General features: G+C 39.6%; 15 protein-coding genes, 3 tRNA genes and 1 pseudogene. 13 read left to right on the top strand and 6 right to left on the bottom strand.

The annotated features are described in order from the left end of the window. Positions 1 to 107 precede the first annotated feature (107 nt). The 13 genes from ftsN (at position 108) to L5B90_RS10480 (ending at position 13,761) form a co-directional block, all read left to right on the top strand. Positions 108 to 911, top strand: coding sequence for a cell division protein FtsN (gene ftsN / locus L5B90_RS10540; protein WP_265762917.1), 804 nt, complete (start codon positions 108 to 110; stop codon positions 909 to 911). 171 nt (positions 912 to 1,082) lie between these two features. After that, entirely contained in the window at positions 1,083 to 1,649 is a 567-nt protein-coding gene (locus tag L5B90_RS10535; protein WP_250363689.1) for a TetR/AcrR family transcriptional regulator, read from the top strand. 29 nt (positions 1,650 to 1,678) lie between these two features. After that, complete coding sequence (gene acrA / locus L5B90_RS10530) at positions 1,679 to 2,905, top strand: multidrug efflux RND transporter periplasmic adaptor subunit AcrA (protein ID WP_265762916.1); 1,227 nt, start codon at positions 1,679 to 1,681, stop codon at positions 2,903 to 2,905. A gap of 16 nt (positions 2,906 to 2,921) precedes the next feature. After that, positions 2,922 to 6,020, top strand: a complete 3,099-nt coding sequence (gene acrB / locus L5B90_RS10525; protein ID WP_265762915.1) for a multidrug efflux RND transporter permease subunit AcrB — start codon at positions 2,922 to 2,924, stop codon at positions 6,018 to 6,020. A gap of 231 nt (positions 6,021 to 6,251) precedes the next feature. Next, positions 6,252 to 7,883 (top strand): glutamine hydrolyzing CTP synthase, encoded by a 1,632-nt coding sequence (gene pyrG, locus L5B90_RS10520; RefSeq protein ID WP_265762914.1) that lies wholly within the window; start codon positions 6,252 to 6,254, stop codon positions 7,881 to 7,883. A gap of 115 nt (positions 7,884 to 7,998) precedes the next feature. After that, positions 7,999 to 9,300 (top strand): phosphopyruvate hydratase, encoded by a 1,302-nt coding sequence (eno, locus tag L5B90_RS10515; RefSeq protein ID WP_250363686.1) that lies wholly within the window; start codon positions 7,999 to 8,001, stop codon positions 9,298 to 9,300. A gap of 69 nt (positions 9,301 to 9,369) precedes the next feature. Next, positions 9,370 to 9,783, top strand: a complete 414-nt coding sequence (locus tag L5B90_RS10510; RefSeq protein WP_250351485.1) for a DUF2251 domain-containing protein — start codon at positions 9,370 to 9,372, stop codon at positions 9,781 to 9,783. 115 nt (positions 9,784 to 9,898) lie between these two features. Further along, positions 9,899 to 10,120: a YceK/YidQ family lipoprotein gene (locus L5B90_RS10505; RefSeq protein WP_250351486.1), complete on the top strand. Its 222-nt coding sequence runs from the start codon at positions 9,899 to 9,901 to the stop codon at positions 10,118 to 10,120. After that, complete coding sequence (gene rep, locus L5B90_RS10500; RefSeq protein WP_326938219.1) at positions 10,117 to 12,129, top strand: DNA helicase Rep; 2,013 nt, start codon at positions 10,117 to 10,119, stop codon at positions 12,127 to 12,129. The genes L5B90_RS10505 and rep overlap by 4 nt, the downstream gene beginning before the upstream one ends. A 111-nt stretch (positions 12,130 to 12,240) precedes the next feature. Next, positions 12,241 to 12,330: transfer RNA gene (locus L5B90_RS10495), tRNA-Ser, on the top strand. A gap of 10 nt (positions 12,331 to 12,340) precedes the next feature. Next, positions 12,341 to 12,417, top strand: a tRNA-Arg gene (locus L5B90_RS10490). A 62-nt stretch (positions 12,418 to 12,479) separates the two neighbouring features. Continuing rightward, positions 12,480 to 12,556, top strand: a tRNA-Arg gene (locus L5B90_RS10485). Between the two features lie 215 nt (positions 12,557 to 12,771). Further along, the gene (locus L5B90_RS10480) at positions 12,772 to 13,761 is read left to right on the top strand and encodes a tyrosine-type recombinase/integrase (protein WP_265762913.1); all 990 of its coding nucleotides are present in this window, start codon (positions 12,772 to 12,774) and stop codon (positions 13,759 to 13,761) included. Here L5B90_RS10480 and L5B90_RS10475 read toward each other — a convergent pair. The 6 genes and pseudogenes from L5B90_RS10475 to L5B90_RS10450 form a co-directional block, all read right to left on the bottom strand. Next, entirely contained in the window at positions 13,758 to 14,042 is a 285-nt protein-coding gene (locus L5B90_RS10475) for a hypothetical protein (protein WP_265762912.1), read from the bottom strand. The two genes, L5B90_RS10480 and L5B90_RS10475, sit on opposite strands and share 4 nt — an antisense overlap. A gap of 1 nt (position 14,043) precedes the next feature. Continuing rightward, positions 14,044 to 14,364: a hypothetical protein gene (locus L5B90_RS10470; protein WP_250363683.1), complete on the bottom strand. Its 321-nt coding sequence runs from the start codon at positions 14,362 to 14,364 to the stop codon at positions 14,044 to 14,046. 278 nt (positions 14,365 to 14,642) lie between these two features. Beyond that, positions 14,643 to 14,768: pseudogene (locus L5B90_RS11615) on the bottom strand (phage baseplate assembly protein V); the annotation flags it as partial. Between the two features lie 122 nt (positions 14,769 to 14,890). Beyond that, complete coding sequence (gene nadS / locus L5B90_RS10460) at positions 14,891 to 15,187, bottom strand: NadS family protein (protein WP_250363682.1); 297 nt, start codon at positions 15,185 to 15,187, stop codon at positions 14,891 to 14,893. Between the two features lie 2 nt (positions 15,188 to 15,189). Beyond that, on the bottom strand, positions 15,190 to 15,534 hold the full coding sequence (locus L5B90_RS10455) for a type II toxin-antitoxin system RelE/ParE family toxin (protein ID WP_250363681.1): 345 nt from the start codon (positions 15,532 to 15,534) through the stop codon (positions 15,190 to 15,192). A 72-nt stretch (positions 15,535 to 15,606) separates the two neighbouring features. Beyond that, on the bottom strand, positions 15,607 to 18,480 hold the full coding sequence (locus tag L5B90_RS10450; RefSeq protein ID WP_265762911.1) for a phage tail tape measure protein: 2,874 nt from the start codon (positions 18,478 to 18,480) through the stop codon (positions 15,607 to 15,609). Positions 18,481 to 18,522 lie beyond the last annotated feature (42 nt).

Raw genomic sequence — 18,522 nt, 5'->3', positions numbered from 1 at the left:
TATTCATTATACAATTTAATCGCAATCTTCCATCGCGAATAATACGCGATTTCCGAAAGCAAATTTAGCGTAAATTTCCACCGCACTTTTAAATATAGGGTTTTATTGTGGCTCAACGTGATTATGCTCGCCGTACAGGCAAACCAAAGAAAAAAGCAAAAAAGGTTAATAAACCACTGATTTTAGGGATTGCCGCATTAGTGATCGGCATTTTTGTAGCGGGATTATTCTTGTTAAAAGAAAAATCTAATGACATTGCCCCTGTGCTGATAATGCCAGAGAAAAACACACCAAAAAGTGTGTTGCCTACACCGCCTGAAGAAGTGTGGAGCTATATTAAAGCCTTGGAAACCCGCACTGTGCCAGTGGACGATAATCCAAAATCGTTGGAAAAAAATATGCGTTTAACGGAAGAGCAGAAAAAAGTGCTAATCGAAATGGAAAAAGAGCAAAAAGCCGCTGAGGCAGCACGTTTAAAACAAGCAGAAGAACGTAAAAAAGCAGAAGAACTTGCTGCAAAAGAAGCGGCAAGAAAGCCTGCGCCTGTAAAAGTAGAAGTTAGTGAAAGCAAGCCTACAGTGGTAGAAACAACCTCTGTTGTGAAAGCGAAAGAAGACAGCAAAAAAGTGGAAACACCAAAAAAAGCGGAAACACCGAAGAAAGTGGAAACCGCCGTAGCGAAAAATACCGATGGAGAGAGAAAATACGGCTTGCAATGTGGCGCATTTAAAAATCGTCAGCAAGCAGAAAATATTCAAGCGAAATTGGTTTTAGCAGGATTTAATGCACGCGTAAATAGCAGTGCGGATTGGAATCGTGTCGTGATTGGACCTGTGGGAGATCGCACAACCACACAAAAGACACTTGAAAAGGCGAAGTCAATCACCACTTGTGTGTTAATTGGAATGTAAAATCGAACGAAATCACATCAGCCACCTTTTTAAAGGTGGCTTTTTTTTCGCTTGTATTTTGATTTATTTATTGCGAAAAAATAAAAAATCATTAAAATGAACGAACGTTCATTCAGTCCATTCTGTTACTGTGTGTAACTTCCTTTTATTAATTTTTTTAAGGTTATTTTAATGCGTCAATCTGAAAATGAGATGACCGAGCAAATCTTTTTAGCGACAGAAAGGCTTATGGCAGAAGGTGGATTGCATAATCTGTCGATGCACAAAATCGCCAAAGCAGCCAATATTTCTGCGGGAACAATTTATATCTACTTTAAAAGTAAAGAAGAATTGTTAAAAGCCTTTGCTCGTAGAGTGTTTACTCTTTTTTCTAAGGAATTAGAAAAAAATTACGATGAAAACCAACCGCACTTTGAACAATATCGTCAAATGTGGTGGAACATTTGGCATTATTTACAGGACAATCCAATGATTGTGGTGAATATGAGCCAATATCAATCCTTACCTGATTTCTATCAAATTTGTATGGAACAGGAAAAACAAACCCTATGGTATGCGTTTTGCCAAAAAGCAAATCAAGCCGGAGTATTATGTGATTTACCGCCGAAAATATTATTTTCATTAGGTTTAGAAAGTGCGATTAACTTAGCATACGATCACGCTTTTATAAAAACTGAAGTTGAAAATGATATTTTAGAGGAAGTTATTATAAGAACTTGGCGCTCAATGCAAAAATAGTTTAGTTATAGTTATTATGGAGTTTTTTTATGAGTCTTAATACTCAACCCGTTCAGCCTAAAACACAAAAGCGTTCGCACGTTTTTTGGGTGAAGTTGATCCTTATCGTGGTGGCATTCATTTTTATTGGAATGATCGCCGCCAATATTTTTAAAGGAATGGCGATTGGCAAATATTTATCGTCAATGCCTGAACCTGCTAATCCTGTAACGGCAATGCGTGTTGAGGCAAAAGAATGGACACCTGTTATTGAAACCACCGGTTTGGTTCGTCCAAACCAAGGGGCAATGCTAAGTGCGCAAACCGCAGGTACAGTGGCGAAGGTGTTAGTGCAATCAGGGCAAGCGGTGAAAAAAGGTGATGTGTTAGTGCAATTAGATAGCTCGGTAGAACAGGCAAATTTATCGGCTTCGCAAGCACAGCTTTCTTCGGTGAAACAAACTTATCAACGTTATCTTAATCTTTATAAAACCAAAAGTGTTTCGCAACAGGAATTGGATAATGCCAAAGCCAGTTATGATGCCTTAGTGGCGAATATTGCCGCGTTAAAAGCAACCATCGAACGCCGTCAAATTGTCGCACCTTTTGATGGTGTGGCAGGGATTGTGAAAGTGAATGTCGGGCAATATGTCACAATGGGCAGTGAAATTGTTCGTGTTGAAGATCGTAGCCAAATGAAAGTGGATTTTGCAGTTGCACAAAATTCCCTTGAAAAATTACATTTAGATCAAAAGGTAACGGCAACAGCCGACGCACTTTTGGGCGAAACCTTTGGGGCGAAAATCACCGCCATTGAACCTGCAATTAATGGTTCTACGGGGTTAATTGATGTGCAAGCGACGTTTGATCAGCCACAGGGACAAAAATTATTATCAGGAATGTTCACGCGTTTACGCATTGCCTTACCAACGGAGCGCAACCAAGTTGTCGTGCCACAAGTGGCAGTGAGCTACAATATGTACGGCGAAATTGCCTACGTTTTAACCGCACTTTCTGATGAAGATAAACAGACGTTATTAGATAACGATAAATTCCCACACAAAGATGACATTGATAAGGTATATCGTGCGAAACAAATCACGGTGTTTACCAAAGATCGTCAAGGCATTTATGCGCAATTAAAAGGCGATGATGTGAAAGTGGGTGATTTAATCATCACGGGCGGTCAGCAACGTATTGGTAACGGCAGTTTAGTGTTTGTTACAGACAAAGCGGGCGTAGGCACCAGCGAGCCTGTGAAGAAAACTAATCTTTAATTTAGGAAGTGTGTGAATGAAATTTACAGATATTTTTATTCGTCGCCCCATTTTAGCAGTTTCGATTAGCTTGCTGATTGTTATTTTAGGTTTGCAAGCCATTTCAAAATTGACGGTGCGTGAATATCCTAAAATGACAACCACGGTAATCAGCGTTACCACGGTTTATCCGGGGGCGGATGCCAATCTGATCCAAGCCTTTATTACCTCAAAACTAGAGGAAGCGATTGCACAGGCTGATAATATTGATTATATGTCTTCAGAAAGTCGTCCAAATACCTCTTCTATTACGGTAAAAATGAAACTCAACACCGATCCCAACGCGGCGCTAGCTGATGTGTTGGCGAAGGTGAATTCCGTGCGTTCTGCATTGCCGACTGGGATTGATGATCCTACGATTACTTCTTCAACAGGGGGATCAGGGATTATGTACATCAGTTTCCGTTCCAACAAATTAGATGCCAGCCAAGTTACCGACTATATTGAGCGTGTGGTGAAACCACAATTTTTTACCGTGGAAGGGGTGGCAAAAGTCACCATTTTCGGTGCATCACAATATGCAATGCGTATTTGGTTAGATCCACAAAAAATGGCAGCGCAAAACCTTTCCGCGCCAGAAGTGATGGCGGCTTTATCTGCTAATAACGTTCAAACGGCGGCAGGTAATGATAATGGCTATTTTACGGTGTATAAAAATAAAGTGGAAACCACCACCAAGACCGTAGAGCAGTTGCAAAATCTGATCGTGTATTCAAAAGGTGATAATCTCGTGCGTTTGCGTGATATTGCTGATGTTGAATTAAATAAAGAAAGCGATGATAGCCGAGCGGTAGCGAATGGCTCAGATTCTGTGGTATTAGCCATTGATCCTGCCTCAACGGCAAACCCATTAACCGTGGCGGAAAATATTCGTCCGCTTTATGAAAGCATTAAACGCAATTTGCCTGACAGTATTGAAACTGACATTCTTTATGACCGCACAATTGCAATTAACAGCTCCATTGATGAAGTGGTGAAAACCATTTTAGAGGCAACCATTATCGTATTGGTGGTGATTACCTTATTTATTGGTTCATTCCGAGCGATTTTAATTCCTGTCATTACCATTCCAATTTCTCTAATTGGGGTGATTATGATGTTGCAAGCGTTTGATTTCTCAATTAATTTAATGACATTGCTGGCATTAATACTGGCAATTGGGCTTGTGGTGGACGATGCGATTGTGGTGCTAGAAAACGTGGATCGCCATATTAAACTCGGTGAAACGCCATTCCGCGCAGCAATTATCGGGACAAGAGAAATTGCAACGCCTGTTATTTCAATGACCATTGCATTGATCGCGGTGTATTCCCCAATGGCATTAATGAATGGGATTACTGGCTCACTGTTTAAAGAATTTGCCCTTACTTTAGCGGGGGCGGTGTTTATTTCAGGAATCGTGGCCTTAACGCTTTCTCCAATGATGAGTAGTAAATTGCTTAAGCCACATACTGCACCGTCAAAACTTGAGCAACGCATTGAAAATACCTTAGGAAAATTGACCCGCACTTATGAATATTTGCTTGGCATTGTAATGAATAGCCGTAAATTTGTGCTGGCATTTGCTGTTGTTATTTTTGCCACTTTACCGATGTTGTTCAATGCACTGTCAAGTGAATTAACCCCAGCGGAAGACAAAGGGGCATTTCTCGCGTTAGGAACAGCACCTGCGAATGTGAATGTGGATTATGTACAAGGGGCAATGAAAGGCTATGAAGATATTTTGAAAAATACCGAAGAAGTCGATTTTTCAATGGTCATTTCTGGTGCGCCAGCATCTAATCAATCATTAAACGTAGTCACGTTAAAGGATTGGAAGGATCGTAGCCGTAAACAAAGTGAAGTGCTTGCTGAATTAAATCAAAAAGCCCAAGCTATCCCTGAAATTTCGGTGAGTGGTTTCGCTTTCCCAGAAATTGAAACCGGTGAACAAGGCCCACCAGTGAGCTTTGTGATTAGCACGGCGAAAGATTATAAAGAATTGGCAGACGTTGCCGGCGCTTTCTTAGATAAAATGAAAAACTCTGGGCAGTTTGTGTACACTTCTTTAGCGTTGAAATTTGATACCGCGCAGATGAAAATCACCATTGATAAAGAAAAAGCGGGAACCTATGGGGTATCTATGCAGCAAATTAGTAATACACTAGGTAGCTATCTTTCTGCTGCAACCATCACCCGTGTAGATATTGATGGGCGTGCGTATAAAGTGATTTCACAAGTTAAGCGTAAAGATCGCCTTGCGCCAGAAAGTATGGATAATTACTTCGTAAAAGCAAGCAATGGCGAATCTGTACCGTTAAGTAGTTTCTTAACGATCACACTTGAATCACAACCAAGTTCATTGCCTCGTTTTAGCCAGTTAAATTCTGCGATTATTGGTGCGGTGCCTTCACCAACCACCAGTATTGGTGATGCGGTGAAGTGGTTACAAGACACAGCAAATCAGGATTTACCACAAGGCTATAACTACGACTTCAAAGGTGAAGCACGTCAGCTTGTACAAGAAGGCAATTCATTAGGCGTTACTTTTGCCTTAGCGGTGATTATTATCTTCCTTGTGTTAGCAATTCAATTTGAATCTATCCGTGATCCATTAGTGATTATGATTTCTGTACCACTTGCTGTGAGTGGCGCGTTATTTGCCTTAAATTTATTTGGTTTCTTCGGCATTGCTGGAACAACCTTAAATATTTACTCACAAGTGGGCTTGATTACGCTTGTAGGCTTAATTACGAAACACGGTATCTTAATGTGTGAAGTGGCGAAAGAAGAGCAGCTTTATCACCATAAAAACCGTCGAGAAGCTATTATGGCAGCCGCGACCGTGCGTTTACGCCCAATTCTGATGACAACCGCCGCGATGATTGCAGGGTTAATTCCATTGCTATATGCGACAGGCGCAGGTGCAGTGTCTCGCTTTAGTATTGGTATTGTGATCGTGGCTGGATTGGCAATTGGTACGCTCTTTACCTTGTTCATCTTGCCTGTCATTTATACTTATATCGCAAGTGAGCATAAACCATTACCAGAGTTTGATGAAAGCATCAAACCTATTGAAGACAATGGTCAGCATTAATTAATCATCAAAAAATCAAAAGCTACCTCTGGGTAGCTTTTTTATTGACGAAAAAAGAAAGTGCGGGGAGATTTTGCGGAATTTTATAAAAAAATGAGAAAAAAGACCGCACTTTAAAAATTAAAAAATCTTTCCTAGCGATTGAGTTAGATTGCCCTTTGCTGTAAACTAACATCCCGTCTTATTACAATGATTCTCAATTTTTTCATCTCAACAAATTAGGTTCTATTTATGGCTACCAACTATATTTTTGTAACGGGCGGCGTGGTTTCTTCCCTTGGTAAAGGGATTGCAGCGGCATCATTGGCCGCAATTTTAGAAGCTCGTGGTTTGAATGTAACCATTATGAAACTGGATCCTTATATTAATGTGGATCCCGGTACAATGAGTCCAACCCAACACGGTGAAGTGTTTGTGACCCAAGACGGCGCAGAAACGGATCTCGATCTCGGGCATTATGAGCGTTTTATTCGCACTAAAATGACCAAACGCAATAATTTCACTACGGGTAAAATTTATTCTGAAGTCTTACGCAAAGAGCGTCGAGGCGACTATCTTGGTGCGACTATTCAAGTTATTCCACATATCACCAATGAAATTAAAGCGCGCGTGATCGATGGCGCAGCGGGGCACGATGTGGCTATCGTGGAAGTGGGCGGAACAGTGGGGGATATTGAATCATTACCGTTCTTAGAGGCATTACGTCAGCTTGCTGTGCAAGTGGGGCGTGAACGTACGATTTTTATGCATCTAACCCTTGTGCCTTATATTCCAACAGCGGGCGAAGTGAAAACCAAGCCAACGCAACATTCAGTTAAAGAATTGCTCTCAATTGGAATTCAGCCTGATGTGTTAATTTGCCGTTCTGATCGTATGATCCCACCAAATGAACGTGCCAAAATTGCCTTGTTCTGTAATGTGCCAGAACGTGCGGTGATTTCGTTAAAAGATGTGAGTTCTATTTATCAGATTCCAGCTTTATTGAAATCACAAGGCCTAGATGAGTTTATTTGTCAGCGTTTCCACCTAGATTGCCCTGAAGCGGATTTAAGCGAATGGGAGCAAGTGCTTTATCAACAAGCTAACCCAACAGGTGAAGTAACCATTGGTATGGTAGGGAAATATATTGAGTTACCTGATGCTTATAAATCCGTGAATGAAGCATTAAAACACGGGGGATTAAAAAACCGTCTAAATGTGAATATTAAGTATATTGATTCAGAAGATGTTGAAAGCAAAGGCACAGAGGTGCTAAAAGGCTTAGATGGTATTTTAGTGCCGGGTGGCTTTGGCTATCGTGGGGTGGAAGGCAAAATTCGCACCGCACAATATGCCCGAGAAAACAACATTCCGTACTTAGGCATTTGTTTAGGAATGCAAGTGGCATTAATTGAATATGCGCGTCATAAAGCAGGATTGACCGAGGCAAATTCCACTGAGTTTGATAAAAATTGTAAACAGCCTGTGGTGGGCTTAATTACAGAATGGCAAGATGCAGAAGGAAATATCGAAACCCGTAGTGATAAGTCTGATCTTGGTGGCACAATGCGTTTAGGCGCACAGCAATGTCATCTTGCCGAAGGCAGCCGAGCGCGTGAGCTATATGGTGCAGAAACCATTGAAGAGCGTCATCGTCATCGTTACGAGGTAAACAATACCCTATTACCACAAATTGAAAAAGCCGGTTTAAAAGTAACAGGGTTATCTGCGGATAAAAAATTAGTGGAAATTATTGAAGTACCAAATCACCCTTGGTTTGTTGCTTGTCAGTTCCACCCTGAATTTACCTCAACTCCACGTGATGGTCATCCATTATTTGAGGGCTTTGTCAAGGCAGCAAAAGAACATCAGAAAAATAGTTAAAAAATAGTGTTTTGATCAAATAAGCAGTATTTTTAACAAGACAAATTCGGAAAAACGCTTTACTATAAGCCCGATTTTTCAAGAATTCATTTTGAACTTAAAAGAGGAAAATAAAATGGCGAAAATCGTTAAAATTATTGGTCGTGAAATCATTGACTCGCGCGGTAACCCAACTGTTGAAGCAGAAGTTCACCTTGAAGGTGGTTTTGTCGGTCTGGCTGCTGCACCATCTGGCGCATCAACAGGTTCTCGTGAAGCATTAGAATTACGCGATGGCGATAAATCTCGTTTCTTAGGTAAAGGTGTGTTAAAAGCGGTTGAAGCGGTAAATGGTCCAATCGCACAAGCCTTAGTGGGTAAAGATGCCACTAACCAAGCAGAAATCGACCAAATTATGATCGACTTAGACGGCACGGAAAATAAATCTAAATTCGGTGCAAACGCAATTTTAGCGGTTTCTCTTGCTAACGCGAAAGCAGCGGCAGCATCTAAAGGTTTACCACTTTATGCGTGGATTGCAGAGCTAAACGGCACACCGGGCGTTTACTCAATGCCATTACCAATGATGAACATTATCAACGGTGGTGAACACGCAGATAACAACGTGGATATTCAAGAGTTTATGATCCAACCAGTGGGTGCGAAAACCTTAAAAGAAGCACTACGTATCGGTGCTGAAGTATTCCATAACCTTGCTAAAGTATTAAAATCTAAAGGTTTAAGCACCGCAGTGGGTGATGAGGGTGGTTTTGCACCTAACCTAGAATCAAATGCAGCAGCGCTTGCTTGTATCAAAGAAGCTGTAGAGAAAGCCGGTTATGTATTAGGTAAAGATGTTACATTGGCAATGGACTGTGCATCATCTGAATTCTACAACAAAGAAAACGGTATGTACGAAATGAAAGGTGAAGGTAAATCATTCACTTCTCAAGAATTTACTCACTACTTAGAAGGTTTATGCAAAGAGTACCCAATCGTGTCTATCGAAGATGGTCAAGACGAATCAGATTGGGACGGTTTCGCATACCAAACTAAAGTATTAGGCGATAAAGTACAATTAGTGGGTGATGACTTATTCGTAACTAACACCAAAATCTTAAAAGAAGGGATTGAAAAAGGGATTGCAAACTCAATCTTAATTAAATTCAACCAAATTGGTTCATTAACTGAAACTTTAGCTGCAATCAAAATGGCAAAAGATGCAGGTTACACCGCGGTTATTTCACACCGTTCTGGCGAAACTGAAGATGCAACTATTGCTGATTTAGCAGTAGGTACAGCAGCAGGTCAAATCAAAACGGGTTCAATGAGCCGCTCAGACCGTATTGCAAAATACAACCAATTAATCCGTATCGAAGAAGCATTAGGCGAAAAAGCGCCATTCTTAGGATTAAAAGCAGTTAAAGGTCAAGCGTAATTTATTACCTGATTTACCTAAGCCACCGAATTACCGGTGGCTTTTTATTACCTAAAAATAGGAGAAACAATGCTTTATTCTGTTCTTGATGAAAAGCTAAAAATTGGTGAAAAATACCGTTGTGGCGCACATTCACCACAGCACGAACATTTACTGGTTATTTTTGAAGATGATGGTGAAACAGGCTATTTTTATGCCCTTGATTTGCATCAGAGATCTCAGCCTGTAGTGGATAGTCTTTTTGTATATGCAGTGAATGATATTGATAAAAATTCTTTAGCTGAGCCACGAGATTTACAGATTTGTTGGTCAGAAAATGGTTATCAAGCCTTTTTACTGATTAATGGTTATCCTCACGCCGTATTTGATTTTCACCAATTTGTTGGCTACAACCACAGTAAATATCCTACACCAAATTTTGAAAGTATGTGGGTGCATAAAGAAACGACACAAGAGCTTGTTAATCAATGGATTATAAGATAATGTTTGACATATTAGTTGTTTTGAAATCACACATTATGTAGCTATCTTGGCAATTCCCGTTTTATTTCTTACTTTCTATTTTTTATAATGTCCGAAATTTTTTGTCTCATTTAGTATGAAAAAAATAGTAATAATTCCTACCGCACTTTGTTTACTTTCGGGTTGTGGCACGGTGGTGAAGTTGGTTGATCCAAGTAAACCTTATGAAAGCTATGCGGGTACAAAATATGATTGGCAGATGGCTCAAAAATGGGGACTGCCAATTTTAGATTTGCCTTTATCTTTTTTATTAGACACCGCATTATTGCCCTATGCGTGGGCGGAAGAAGCCAAATGAAATTAAATGTACAACAACAACAAGCCGTTCATTATGTCTCTGGACCTTGCTTGGTTTTAGCGGGCGCTGGTTCGGGGAAAACGCGAGTTATCATCAATAAAATTGCGTATTTAATCGCAAATTGTGGTTATTCCGCGAAGCAAATTGCGGCGGTAACCTTTACTAATAAAGCGGCACGAGAGATGAAAGAACGGGTGGCGCATTCTATTGGCAAAGCGCAAAGTCGCGGTTTGACGATTTCTACCTTCCATACCCTTGGTTTTGAGATTGTAAAGCGAGAATATAAGCATTTAGGGCTAAAATCTTCGATCACTTTATTTGATGATTCGGATCAAATGGCGTTATTAAAGGAATTAACCCAAGATCTTCTACAACAAGATAAAGATTTATTGAAAGCGTTGATTACGCGTATTGCCCGTTGGAAAAATGATCTTATTTTGCCAGCCCAAGCCTTTGCAATGGCAGGGGATCCCCAAGAACAAACATTCGCCCAATGCTATCAACGCTATGCCACTCAGTTGCGTGCTTATAATGCCTTAGATTTTGATGATTTAATTATGCAGCCTACTTTGCTGTTACGTGAAAATGCAGAAGTGCGGTCAAAATGGCAGGCAAAAATTCGCTATTTGCTAGTAGATGAATATCAGGATACCAATACGAGCCAGTATGAATTAATCAAATTGTTGGTGGGGGAGGCTGCGAGATTTACCGTAGTAGGCGATGACGATCAATCTATTTATTCTTGGCGTGGTGCAAAACCGCAAAATATGGCTCGCCTAAAAAATGATTTCCCACAGTTAGAAGTGATTAAACTTGAGCAAAATTATCGTTCTACAGGGCGAATTTTGCATTGTGCCAATATTTTGATTGCCAACAACGATCACGTTTTTGATAAAAAATTATTTTCTACCTTGGGTGAAGGGGAAAAATTACAAGTGATCGAGGCTAAAAATGAGGAAAATGAGGCAGAACGGGTGGTGGGAGAGCTGATTACACACCGTTTTATGCGTAAAACCAAATACCGTGATTATGCCATTTTGTATCGGGGAAATCATCAATCCCGTTTATTTGAAAAGGTACTTATGCAAAATCGTATTCCTTACAAGATTTCTGGCGGTACGTCTTTTTTCTCAAGGGCTGAAATTAAAGATATGATGGCATATTTGCGCGTTTTGGTGAACCAAGATGATGATGCCGCATTGCTACGTATTATCAATACGCCAAAGCGAGAAATTGGTACGGCAACCCTTGAAAAATTGGGATCATTGGCATCAGAAAAACATATCAGTTTATTTGAAGCCATTTTTGATTTTGAATTAATTCAACGCGTTACGCCAAAAGCTTATGATGCGTTGCAAAATTTTGCGCGTTGGATTGTTGAGCTTAATGATGACATTTTACGCGCTGAACCAGAAGATGCCATTCGCCGAATGTTAAGCCAATTGCATTATGAAGAATATCTTTACGAAACGGCCACTTCACCAAGAATGGCTGAAGTACAAAGTAAAAATGTGGCGACCTTATTCCAATGGGTAGCAGAAATGCTCAAAGGCGATGAATTTAATGAGCCAATGACGCTCAATCAAGTGGTCGCCCGCCTAACCTTGCGTGATATGTTAGAGCGTGGAGAAGAAGATGATGAAAGTGATCAAGTGCAATTGATGACATTACACGCCTCAAAAGGGCTGGAATTTCCTCACGTGTTTTTAGTGGGAATGGAAGAAAATATCCTGCCACACCAAACCAGCATTGATGAAGACAATGTGGAAGAAGAACGACGCTTAGCCTATGTAGGGATTACACGCGCGCAACAAACGCTGACCTTTTCCTTGTGCAAAGAGCGGCGACAATTTGGCGAAGTTTTTAAACCGATGCCAAGCCGCTTTTTAGATGAATTGCCGCCAGATGATGTGCAATGGGAAAAAGACAAACCAGTAATGACAACAGAAGAAAAACAGAACCAAACAAAGAAAAACCTTGCGAATCTACGCGCGATTTTGAAAGGCTAGTTGATATTTATTCCTTGTTGTAGATAAATCATTCAAACAAATAATTATTTGCAAAAAATCGTTTGACTTATGCTGAGGCAATCCGTATTATACCGCCCACAAACCGATTGCGGTGAGATGGCCGAGAGGCTGAAGGCGCACCCCTGCTAAGGGTGTATAGGGGAAACTCTATCGAGGGTTCGAATCCCTCTCTCACCGCCATTTACTCAGGGCACCCGTAGCTCAGCTGGATAGAGTACTCGGCTACGAACCGAGCGGTCAGAGGTTCGAATCCTCTCGGGTGCGCCATTTTGTTGAACTCTACAGCAAAATTAAAATGATTAAATGGTTGGTTAGTATAACTCAAATACGCACCCGTAGCTCAGCTGGATAGAGTACTCGGCTACGAACCGAGCGGTCAAAGGTTCGAATCCTTTCGGGTGCGCCATTCTACTAAATTCATCTTAATATAAAAATCTATTTTTTCTTGATCTAATATGATATTTGCTTGAAAAATAACGTATTTTTCTAGTTTTTCTTAATTTTCCCCGTTCTATTTTTGGCTTGATTGTGATCAGATTTGATCTGTTGTAACATTTATTTGCACCAAAAATGCACCATCACTGCACCAATTATTGCACCAAACCAAATATTTAAGATTTTATGGCAACATTTACAAAAAGAAATGCGACTTGGCGAGCGCAAGTTAGGAAAAAAGGCGTTGTTAAATCAAAGTCATTCCGCACAAAAGCGGAAGCTGTCGCTTGGGCGAATAGAACAGAAATCGAAATTGAAACAGGCTCATACAGTGAAATTGTCGATATCCCTTTTAGCGATGTGGTTGAACGTTATTTGCGAGAAGTTACATTAAAAAAACGCAGTGCAAGAAAAGAAACACTCTTGTTATATCGCTTTTTAGAATTGCCCATATCAAAAAAATCCCTCAAAGAGCTAAAAGAAGAAGATTTTCAGCGATGGCGGGATGAACGCTTGAAAACCGTATCATCAGCGACGGTATTAAGAGAATGGGCAGTAATTAGCCATATTTTTAACACGGCGATAACCGAATGGAAATTGTTAAAAAATAATCCGTTGAAAGGGGTAAAGAAACCTGCAACGCCTAAGCCTCGCACAAGACGTTATAGCCAAGATGAAATTGATGCACTAATTTACAGCTCGGGGTTTTCTTTTTATGAATTGCCTACCACTGCCACAGCAAGGGTGGGCGCAGCGATTTTATTTGCTATTGAAACTGCAATGCGTGCAGGGGAAATTGTGAATTTAACGTGGGAACATATCCATTTTGAAGACCGCATTGCCCATTTACCCAAAACTAAAAATGGCTGGCCCAGAGATGTCCCATTATCAACCCAAGCGATCAAAATATTAAAATTATTAGAGAAAATAAAAGAGGGTGAAAGTGTTTTCCAACTTACATCATCGTTGCTTGATGCCCTATTTCGTAAGCTGAAAAATAGAATGATGCTAGAAGATTTGCATTTTCACGACACCCGTCGCGAGGCATTAACAAGATTGGCAGAAAAAGTTGATGTGATGACCTTGGCAAAAATATCAGGGCATAGAGATTTAAGCATACTACAAAATACCTACTATGCCCCCGATATGAAAAAAGTAGCACATTTGTTAGACTAACGCTGATTTCTCGCACGTTTACGGGCAAAGGCAATCACATCACCAGCTAACCAACGATTAGCTGCTTTTCCCCCAGTGCGTTTTTGCAATTCAATGGCATTGGGGAAATCAGGATCTGCAATCACCGCTCTTTTAGTATGCTCATAGCTAAATTGAAAATAGTCCGCAATATCCTGCGCCGTCCAAACTAAGGTGCTTTTTTCATCAATCATTGTGCTAGCTACTAAGGTTCGTAAGGCTTGTAGCTCTTGGTGTAGTTGTTCGTTTGAAATATTTTCCATATTATTTTCCCCCACCATTATAAAGTTCAATGCATTGTTTTAACGGTAATTTCTTTTGTTTTAATTCTTTTAAAAGGCTTAATGCGTATTTATTCCATCGTATTGAATCTTCAACTGAATCAATAAATGAATCAAAATCAATATCTTCATCGCTCCCACAAGAAAATTTTAATTCTTCATTAACATCATCATAATCTGCTATCAAACTACATAAAAATTCATAAGTTTCTCTTCCAACATCATCAACTGTGTCCAAAGACAAACGCATATCACAAAAAAGCCTAATGATTTCTTTTTCTTTTTTTGGGGGTAATTTTTTCATTTTTAGCCTCACTGCACAAACCACTCCCCGGCATCGCCCATAAACGGCACGGGTTCTTGGTTTGGGATAATTTCTACCTTGTTATTAATAAATCTCACCGATTGTTTATGGTTTAGTACCAATAAATTTCCTTTCAATAAATAAGCTAACTGCCGATCATTAAGTGGTAAACAGATTGGTTTGAGTGCTTTTTGCACGATTTCCACATCATTTTGACGAGCATTTAAAAATAACGTTAAATTGTCTATTTTTTGTTCCGTACAGTTATTGACAGAACTCCAAGGCAACCAATCTGTTAAGATTTCGCCTGATTGCACACGTGCGCGGCGGGTGGCACAATCCACTTCGGCAATCACGCCATATCGAATCAGGTTTTCAATTCTGCGATTATTTTCTGCGGACATAGCACTATTATTGATGGATTAAATAGGGCTATTGTTGGGGATTTGCTAGAGATTGGGTAGTGGTTTGCGGTGTGGATTTGGGGATAACAAAAAAGCAAGCGAGGCTTGCTTTTTTGATGAAATTAAACCGCTCTTAATGTTTCTAAAATTTGTGGTTGGCTTTCAAGGATATTAAGTAATTTTAGTGCTGGACCATTCGGCACACGGCGGGCGGTTTCCCAAGATTGTACTAACGCTGTGCTAACGCCTAATAAATCCGCAAATTCATTTTGTTTTAAATGGGTGTTGGCACGGATTTTTTTCACATCAGGAATACGGAATTGGGTTACAGCATTAGGAGTGGGTTGCATTTCCCCTTTTTCAATCGCAACCATTTGTTCAGCACTTTTGACTAGACGATCAAATAATTTTTTATCCATTTTTAATCTCCTTTTAGTTGATCAACGATTGATTTTAAAATCGCTTTTTCTGCGGCATTCATATTATCTTTCTCACTCTTTGGATACATCATCAATAAATATAACTTCCCCTTGGTTGTGAGTGAATAATAAATAATTCTTACACCGCCACTTTTACCTTTGTTATTACTTGATAGTTTCCACCTGATTTTTTGACAGCCACCAGTATGCTGAATTACATCACCTAAATGAAAGTTATCTAGCATATAAGTTTGAAATGCTTGATATTCCTCATCAGAAAGTAAGGCTTTTCTATCTTCCTCAAAAATTGGAGTTTCGATAAAGGTAATAAATTTATCTGTATTCATATTATCTCCTATGAACAGATAGTATCTTGTACCCTGTACAATGTCAAATGAAAAATAGAAGGCCTTTCACCCTTACTCTCTATCTCGATATGCACTTCTTGCACGTGCTTGTTTTTGTTGTTCTATACGCTGTAAGGCTTTTTCCACTTCTTTGCCAATATCCACCGCACTTTGCCCTTGTTGGGCGTTGATGTTTATGGTTACTTGCATTGGTTGGCTTGCCATTTGGGTAGCCTGTGGTTTGGCAGTTAGCGGTGGTCGGTTATCCACCTTAATTGGTTGAGCAGTAGCAACACTTACACCAAGCCCTGCGGCAAGCATTGCGTTTTTGCCGTAGTTTAAGGCGTTGAGCAATGGCACGCCAAGGCGTGATGTGGCTTCTTTGGTCATAATATATTCACCGCCGTGAAAAATGCCTTTGGGTTGGTATTTGCCACCGTTACCTGCGTAGCCGCCTGACCAACTATTTTTATTGGGTACTTTTTGTTGTTCTGGTTCTATACCAGAACCCGCCATATACAACTGCCCCGCTATGTTATTTTGGCTCATTGCTTTGGACATTGCTTTTTCTGTTTTTTCTTTAACTTCGGTGATTTTGGTTTCTGCTTCTGTTGAAAAACCTAATTTTTCTTTGATCCAATCAATTTTTTCTTTAATGAAATTGGTAACGGCTTTAAATTTATCTTCAATGCCTTTTTTCAATGACTCAATCATATTCGTACCAAACTGTGAAAATTCAGCTGGCAGATTAGTAAACCTTTTTTTTACATCGTCAAAAATACGTTCTACATCGTCCCAAATTTCTTTGAAAAAGTTTGAAATTGGCTCCCAGTTTTTATAGATCAAATAGGCTGCTCCCGCGATTAATCCAATCACAAGAAAAATAGGATTAGCTAGCAAAAATCTACCCATTAAAAATAAACTTTTTCCAACTATCGTAATCGCAGATACCAGCTTCCCCCCTAATAGCTTAGCGACATTGATTATTGCTGGAACCACTTTCCATAAAAATAACCCTAGTCTTGCAATAGGATATAATGTGTAACTAAATACGGTTGATAAGCCGCCAATGACTACCATTGCCGCCCCACAAATAGCAATCCATTTTGCAATACTCCCCACTAATTCAGGATTTGCTTTTACCCAGTTAATTAACTGTTCTGAAAGTTGCCCAAATTGTTCTGCAAGAGCTTTAAGTTGTGGGGCATATGTTGTGCCAATTTCAACTAATAAATTCGTGAATGTTCCTGATGCTGCGTCCCAAATATTCGCTAGGCTTGCTAATTGTTCATCAACTCGTTTGCGTAATGCCGCTTGGCGTTCCATTTTTTCTGCAAATTCTTCATAGCCTGCTTTGCCTTTTTCAATTAAGACAGATAACACTTGGTTTACTTCTGCATCATCGCCAAAAATTTCTTTTATTACCGCTAATCTTGCTTCTGAATTTAGTCCTTTTAGTTTATCTAACTGCTTAAATAAATTGTCAAAACCGCCGAACTCTCCCTTTCCATTTGTAAAATTGAGCTTAAAGTTTTTAGGCAGTAATTTATCATCTTTTAGATCTTTCAATGCTTTTTGGATTTTTTGCGTATCCATACTTTTCTGTAAGACTTTACGCATCGCATTGCCTTGGGAAGAACCGTCCATTCCTGCCTGATCAAACATTGCAACAAAAGGCGCAAAGGCTTTTGCTCCCTCAATGCCTTTCATTTTGATGAGATCCATTGCACTGCCTAAATTTTTATATGCTCCTAGCATATTTGTTGGATCCACACCAGCATAGAAACCTTTTTGAATAATATCCATTAAATCCATCATATTAGCTTCTGTTGTTCTTGTGGCATCTTGCATTTTTGCCGCAAATTCAGCAGCAGCTGCGGGAGCCATTCCTAATTGAACAGAAAGGTAGGCGGCGGCTTCACCTGTTCCACCTAAAATAGCCTCTGTACTCATACCTTGACGGATAAGCATTGTCATCAACTCTTTAAAATCAGCTGTAGTACCCGGTAACTTATTACCTAAATTTGTCGCAAGTTGGTTGATTTTTTCATAATCTTTTGAAACTTTTCCATCTTTATCCATCATTGCGACTTTTAAATTGATTGCTGCTTTCTCGGCGGCTGCAAATTCAGCAGTTGGTTTAGCGAGTAATCCTATTCCCGCTGCCCCTGTTACCATTGATTTTTGCCCTAAATTGGCTAATCTATCACTACCATTTTTTAAAGATTGAACCTGTTTTTTATAACGTTCATTATTTTGCTTTGTTCTATTCAATCGTTCCAATGCTTTCTGTTGCTTTTCAATCTCTTTTGTTGCCTCTCTGATTTTATTTTTAGTAATAATTTCATTGGTACCAAAACGTTTTACATCAATGCCACTTTCTTTGAGTTTTTGGCGTAAACGGCGTAATTCCACAAGCTGTTTGGCTTTTTCGTGGCGACTGGCTTTCAGTGCGGCTTTTTCTGCAGTAAGGCTTTTCTTATTATCACTTAATGCACGTTTATTTTGTTGTAAATTATTTTCCATTGTGTAAATGGAAAAATTAGCACGGTTAATTTGTGCAGTAAGTTCAGCATATTTAGAGCTATTTGCTTGATTTGATGCAGCTAATGCTTTTTGTCTTGATAGTAAGGTATCAACTTTTCGCTTATGATCTTTGATAGATACAATTAACTTATCTCTGGTTAGTTTCAGGGTTTCGTGTTTTTCTTTTAGCGTATCAATTTTTGACGCATATTTTTGAATGCTTTGTGCGCTTTGCTCTATATTAGATTTCATTCGCCCAAAACTGCCCATTTGATTTTGCACCTTTTCTAAGGCTTTGAGCTTTTCTTTGTTCTCACTTAGGGCTTGGGAGAGTTTTTTTGTTTTGCTTTCAACTGTTCGTAATGGTGCAGTCATTTTATCTACCGCACTTAATAGCACTTGTATTTGTAATTTATTCATTCTCAACCTCAATTTTTATTGACAATGTGATTTTTTTGATCC

It is taken from the genome of Avibacterium sp. 20-129 (assembly GCF_026226845.1).
Taxonomy (GTDB): Bacteria; Pseudomonadota; Gammaproteobacteria; order Enterobacterales; family Pasteurellaceae; genus Avibacterium.
Note: the sequence above shows the minus strand (reverse complement) of the source record. Positions and strands in the feature narration are given on the sequence as shown.

What these genes read in the sequence shown, in the direction of transcription:
- acrA (WP_265762916.1), top strand. Translation starts at nt 1,679, where the DNA reads ATGAGTCTTAATACTCAACCCGTTCAGCCTAAAACACAAAAGCGTTCG.
- acrB (WP_265762915.1), top strand. Translation starts at nt 2,922, where the DNA reads ATGAAATTTACAGATATTTTTATTCGTCGCCCCATTTTAGCAGTTTCG.
- pyrG (WP_265762914.1), top strand. Translation starts at nt 6,252, where the DNA reads ATGGCTACCAACTATATTTTTGTAACGGGCGGCGTGGTTTCTTCCCTT.
- rep (WP_326938219.1), top strand. Translation starts at nt 10,117, where the DNA reads ATGAAATTAAATGTACAACAACAACAAGCCGTTCATTATGTCTCTGGA.
- L5B90_RS10505 (WP_250351486.1), top strand. Translation starts at nt 9,899, where the DNA reads ATGAAAAAAATAGTAATAATTCCTACCGCACTTTGTTTACTTTCGGGT.
- L5B90_RS10510 (WP_250351485.1), top strand. Translation starts at nt 9,370, where the DNA reads ATGCTTTATTCTGTTCTTGATGAAAAGCTAAAAATTGGTGAAAAATAC.
- L5B90_RS10470 (WP_250363683.1), bottom strand. Translation starts at nt 14,364, where the DNA reads ATGAAAAAATTACCCCCAAAAAAAGAAAAAGAAATCATTAGGCTTTTT.
- nadS (WP_250363682.1), bottom strand. Translation starts at nt 15,187, where the DNA reads ATGGATAAAAAATTATTTGATCGTCTAGTCAAAAGTGCTGAACAAATG.
- L5B90_RS10480 (WP_265762913.1), top strand. Translation starts at nt 12,772, where the DNA reads ATGGCAACATTTACAAAAAGAAATGCGACTTGGCGAGCGCAAGTTAGG.
- L5B90_RS10535 (WP_250363689.1), top strand. Translation starts at nt 1,083, where the DNA reads ATGCGTCAATCTGAAAATGAGATGACCGAGCAAATCTTTTTAGCGACA.
- L5B90_RS10475 (WP_265762912.1), bottom strand. Translation starts at nt 14,042, where the DNA reads ATGGAAAATATTTCAAACGAACAACTACACCAAGAGCTACAAGCCTTA.
- L5B90_RS10450 (WP_265762911.1), bottom strand. Translation starts at nt 18,480, where the DNA reads ATGAATAAATTACAAATACAAGTGCTATTAAGTGCGGTAGATAAAATG.
- eno (WP_250363686.1), top strand. Translation starts at nt 7,999, where the DNA reads ATGGCGAAAATCGTTAAAATTATTGGTCGTGAAATCATTGACTCGCGC.
- L5B90_RS10455 (WP_250363681.1), bottom strand. Translation starts at nt 15,534, where the DNA reads ATGAATACAGATAAATTTATTACCTTTATCGAAACTCCAATTTTTGAG.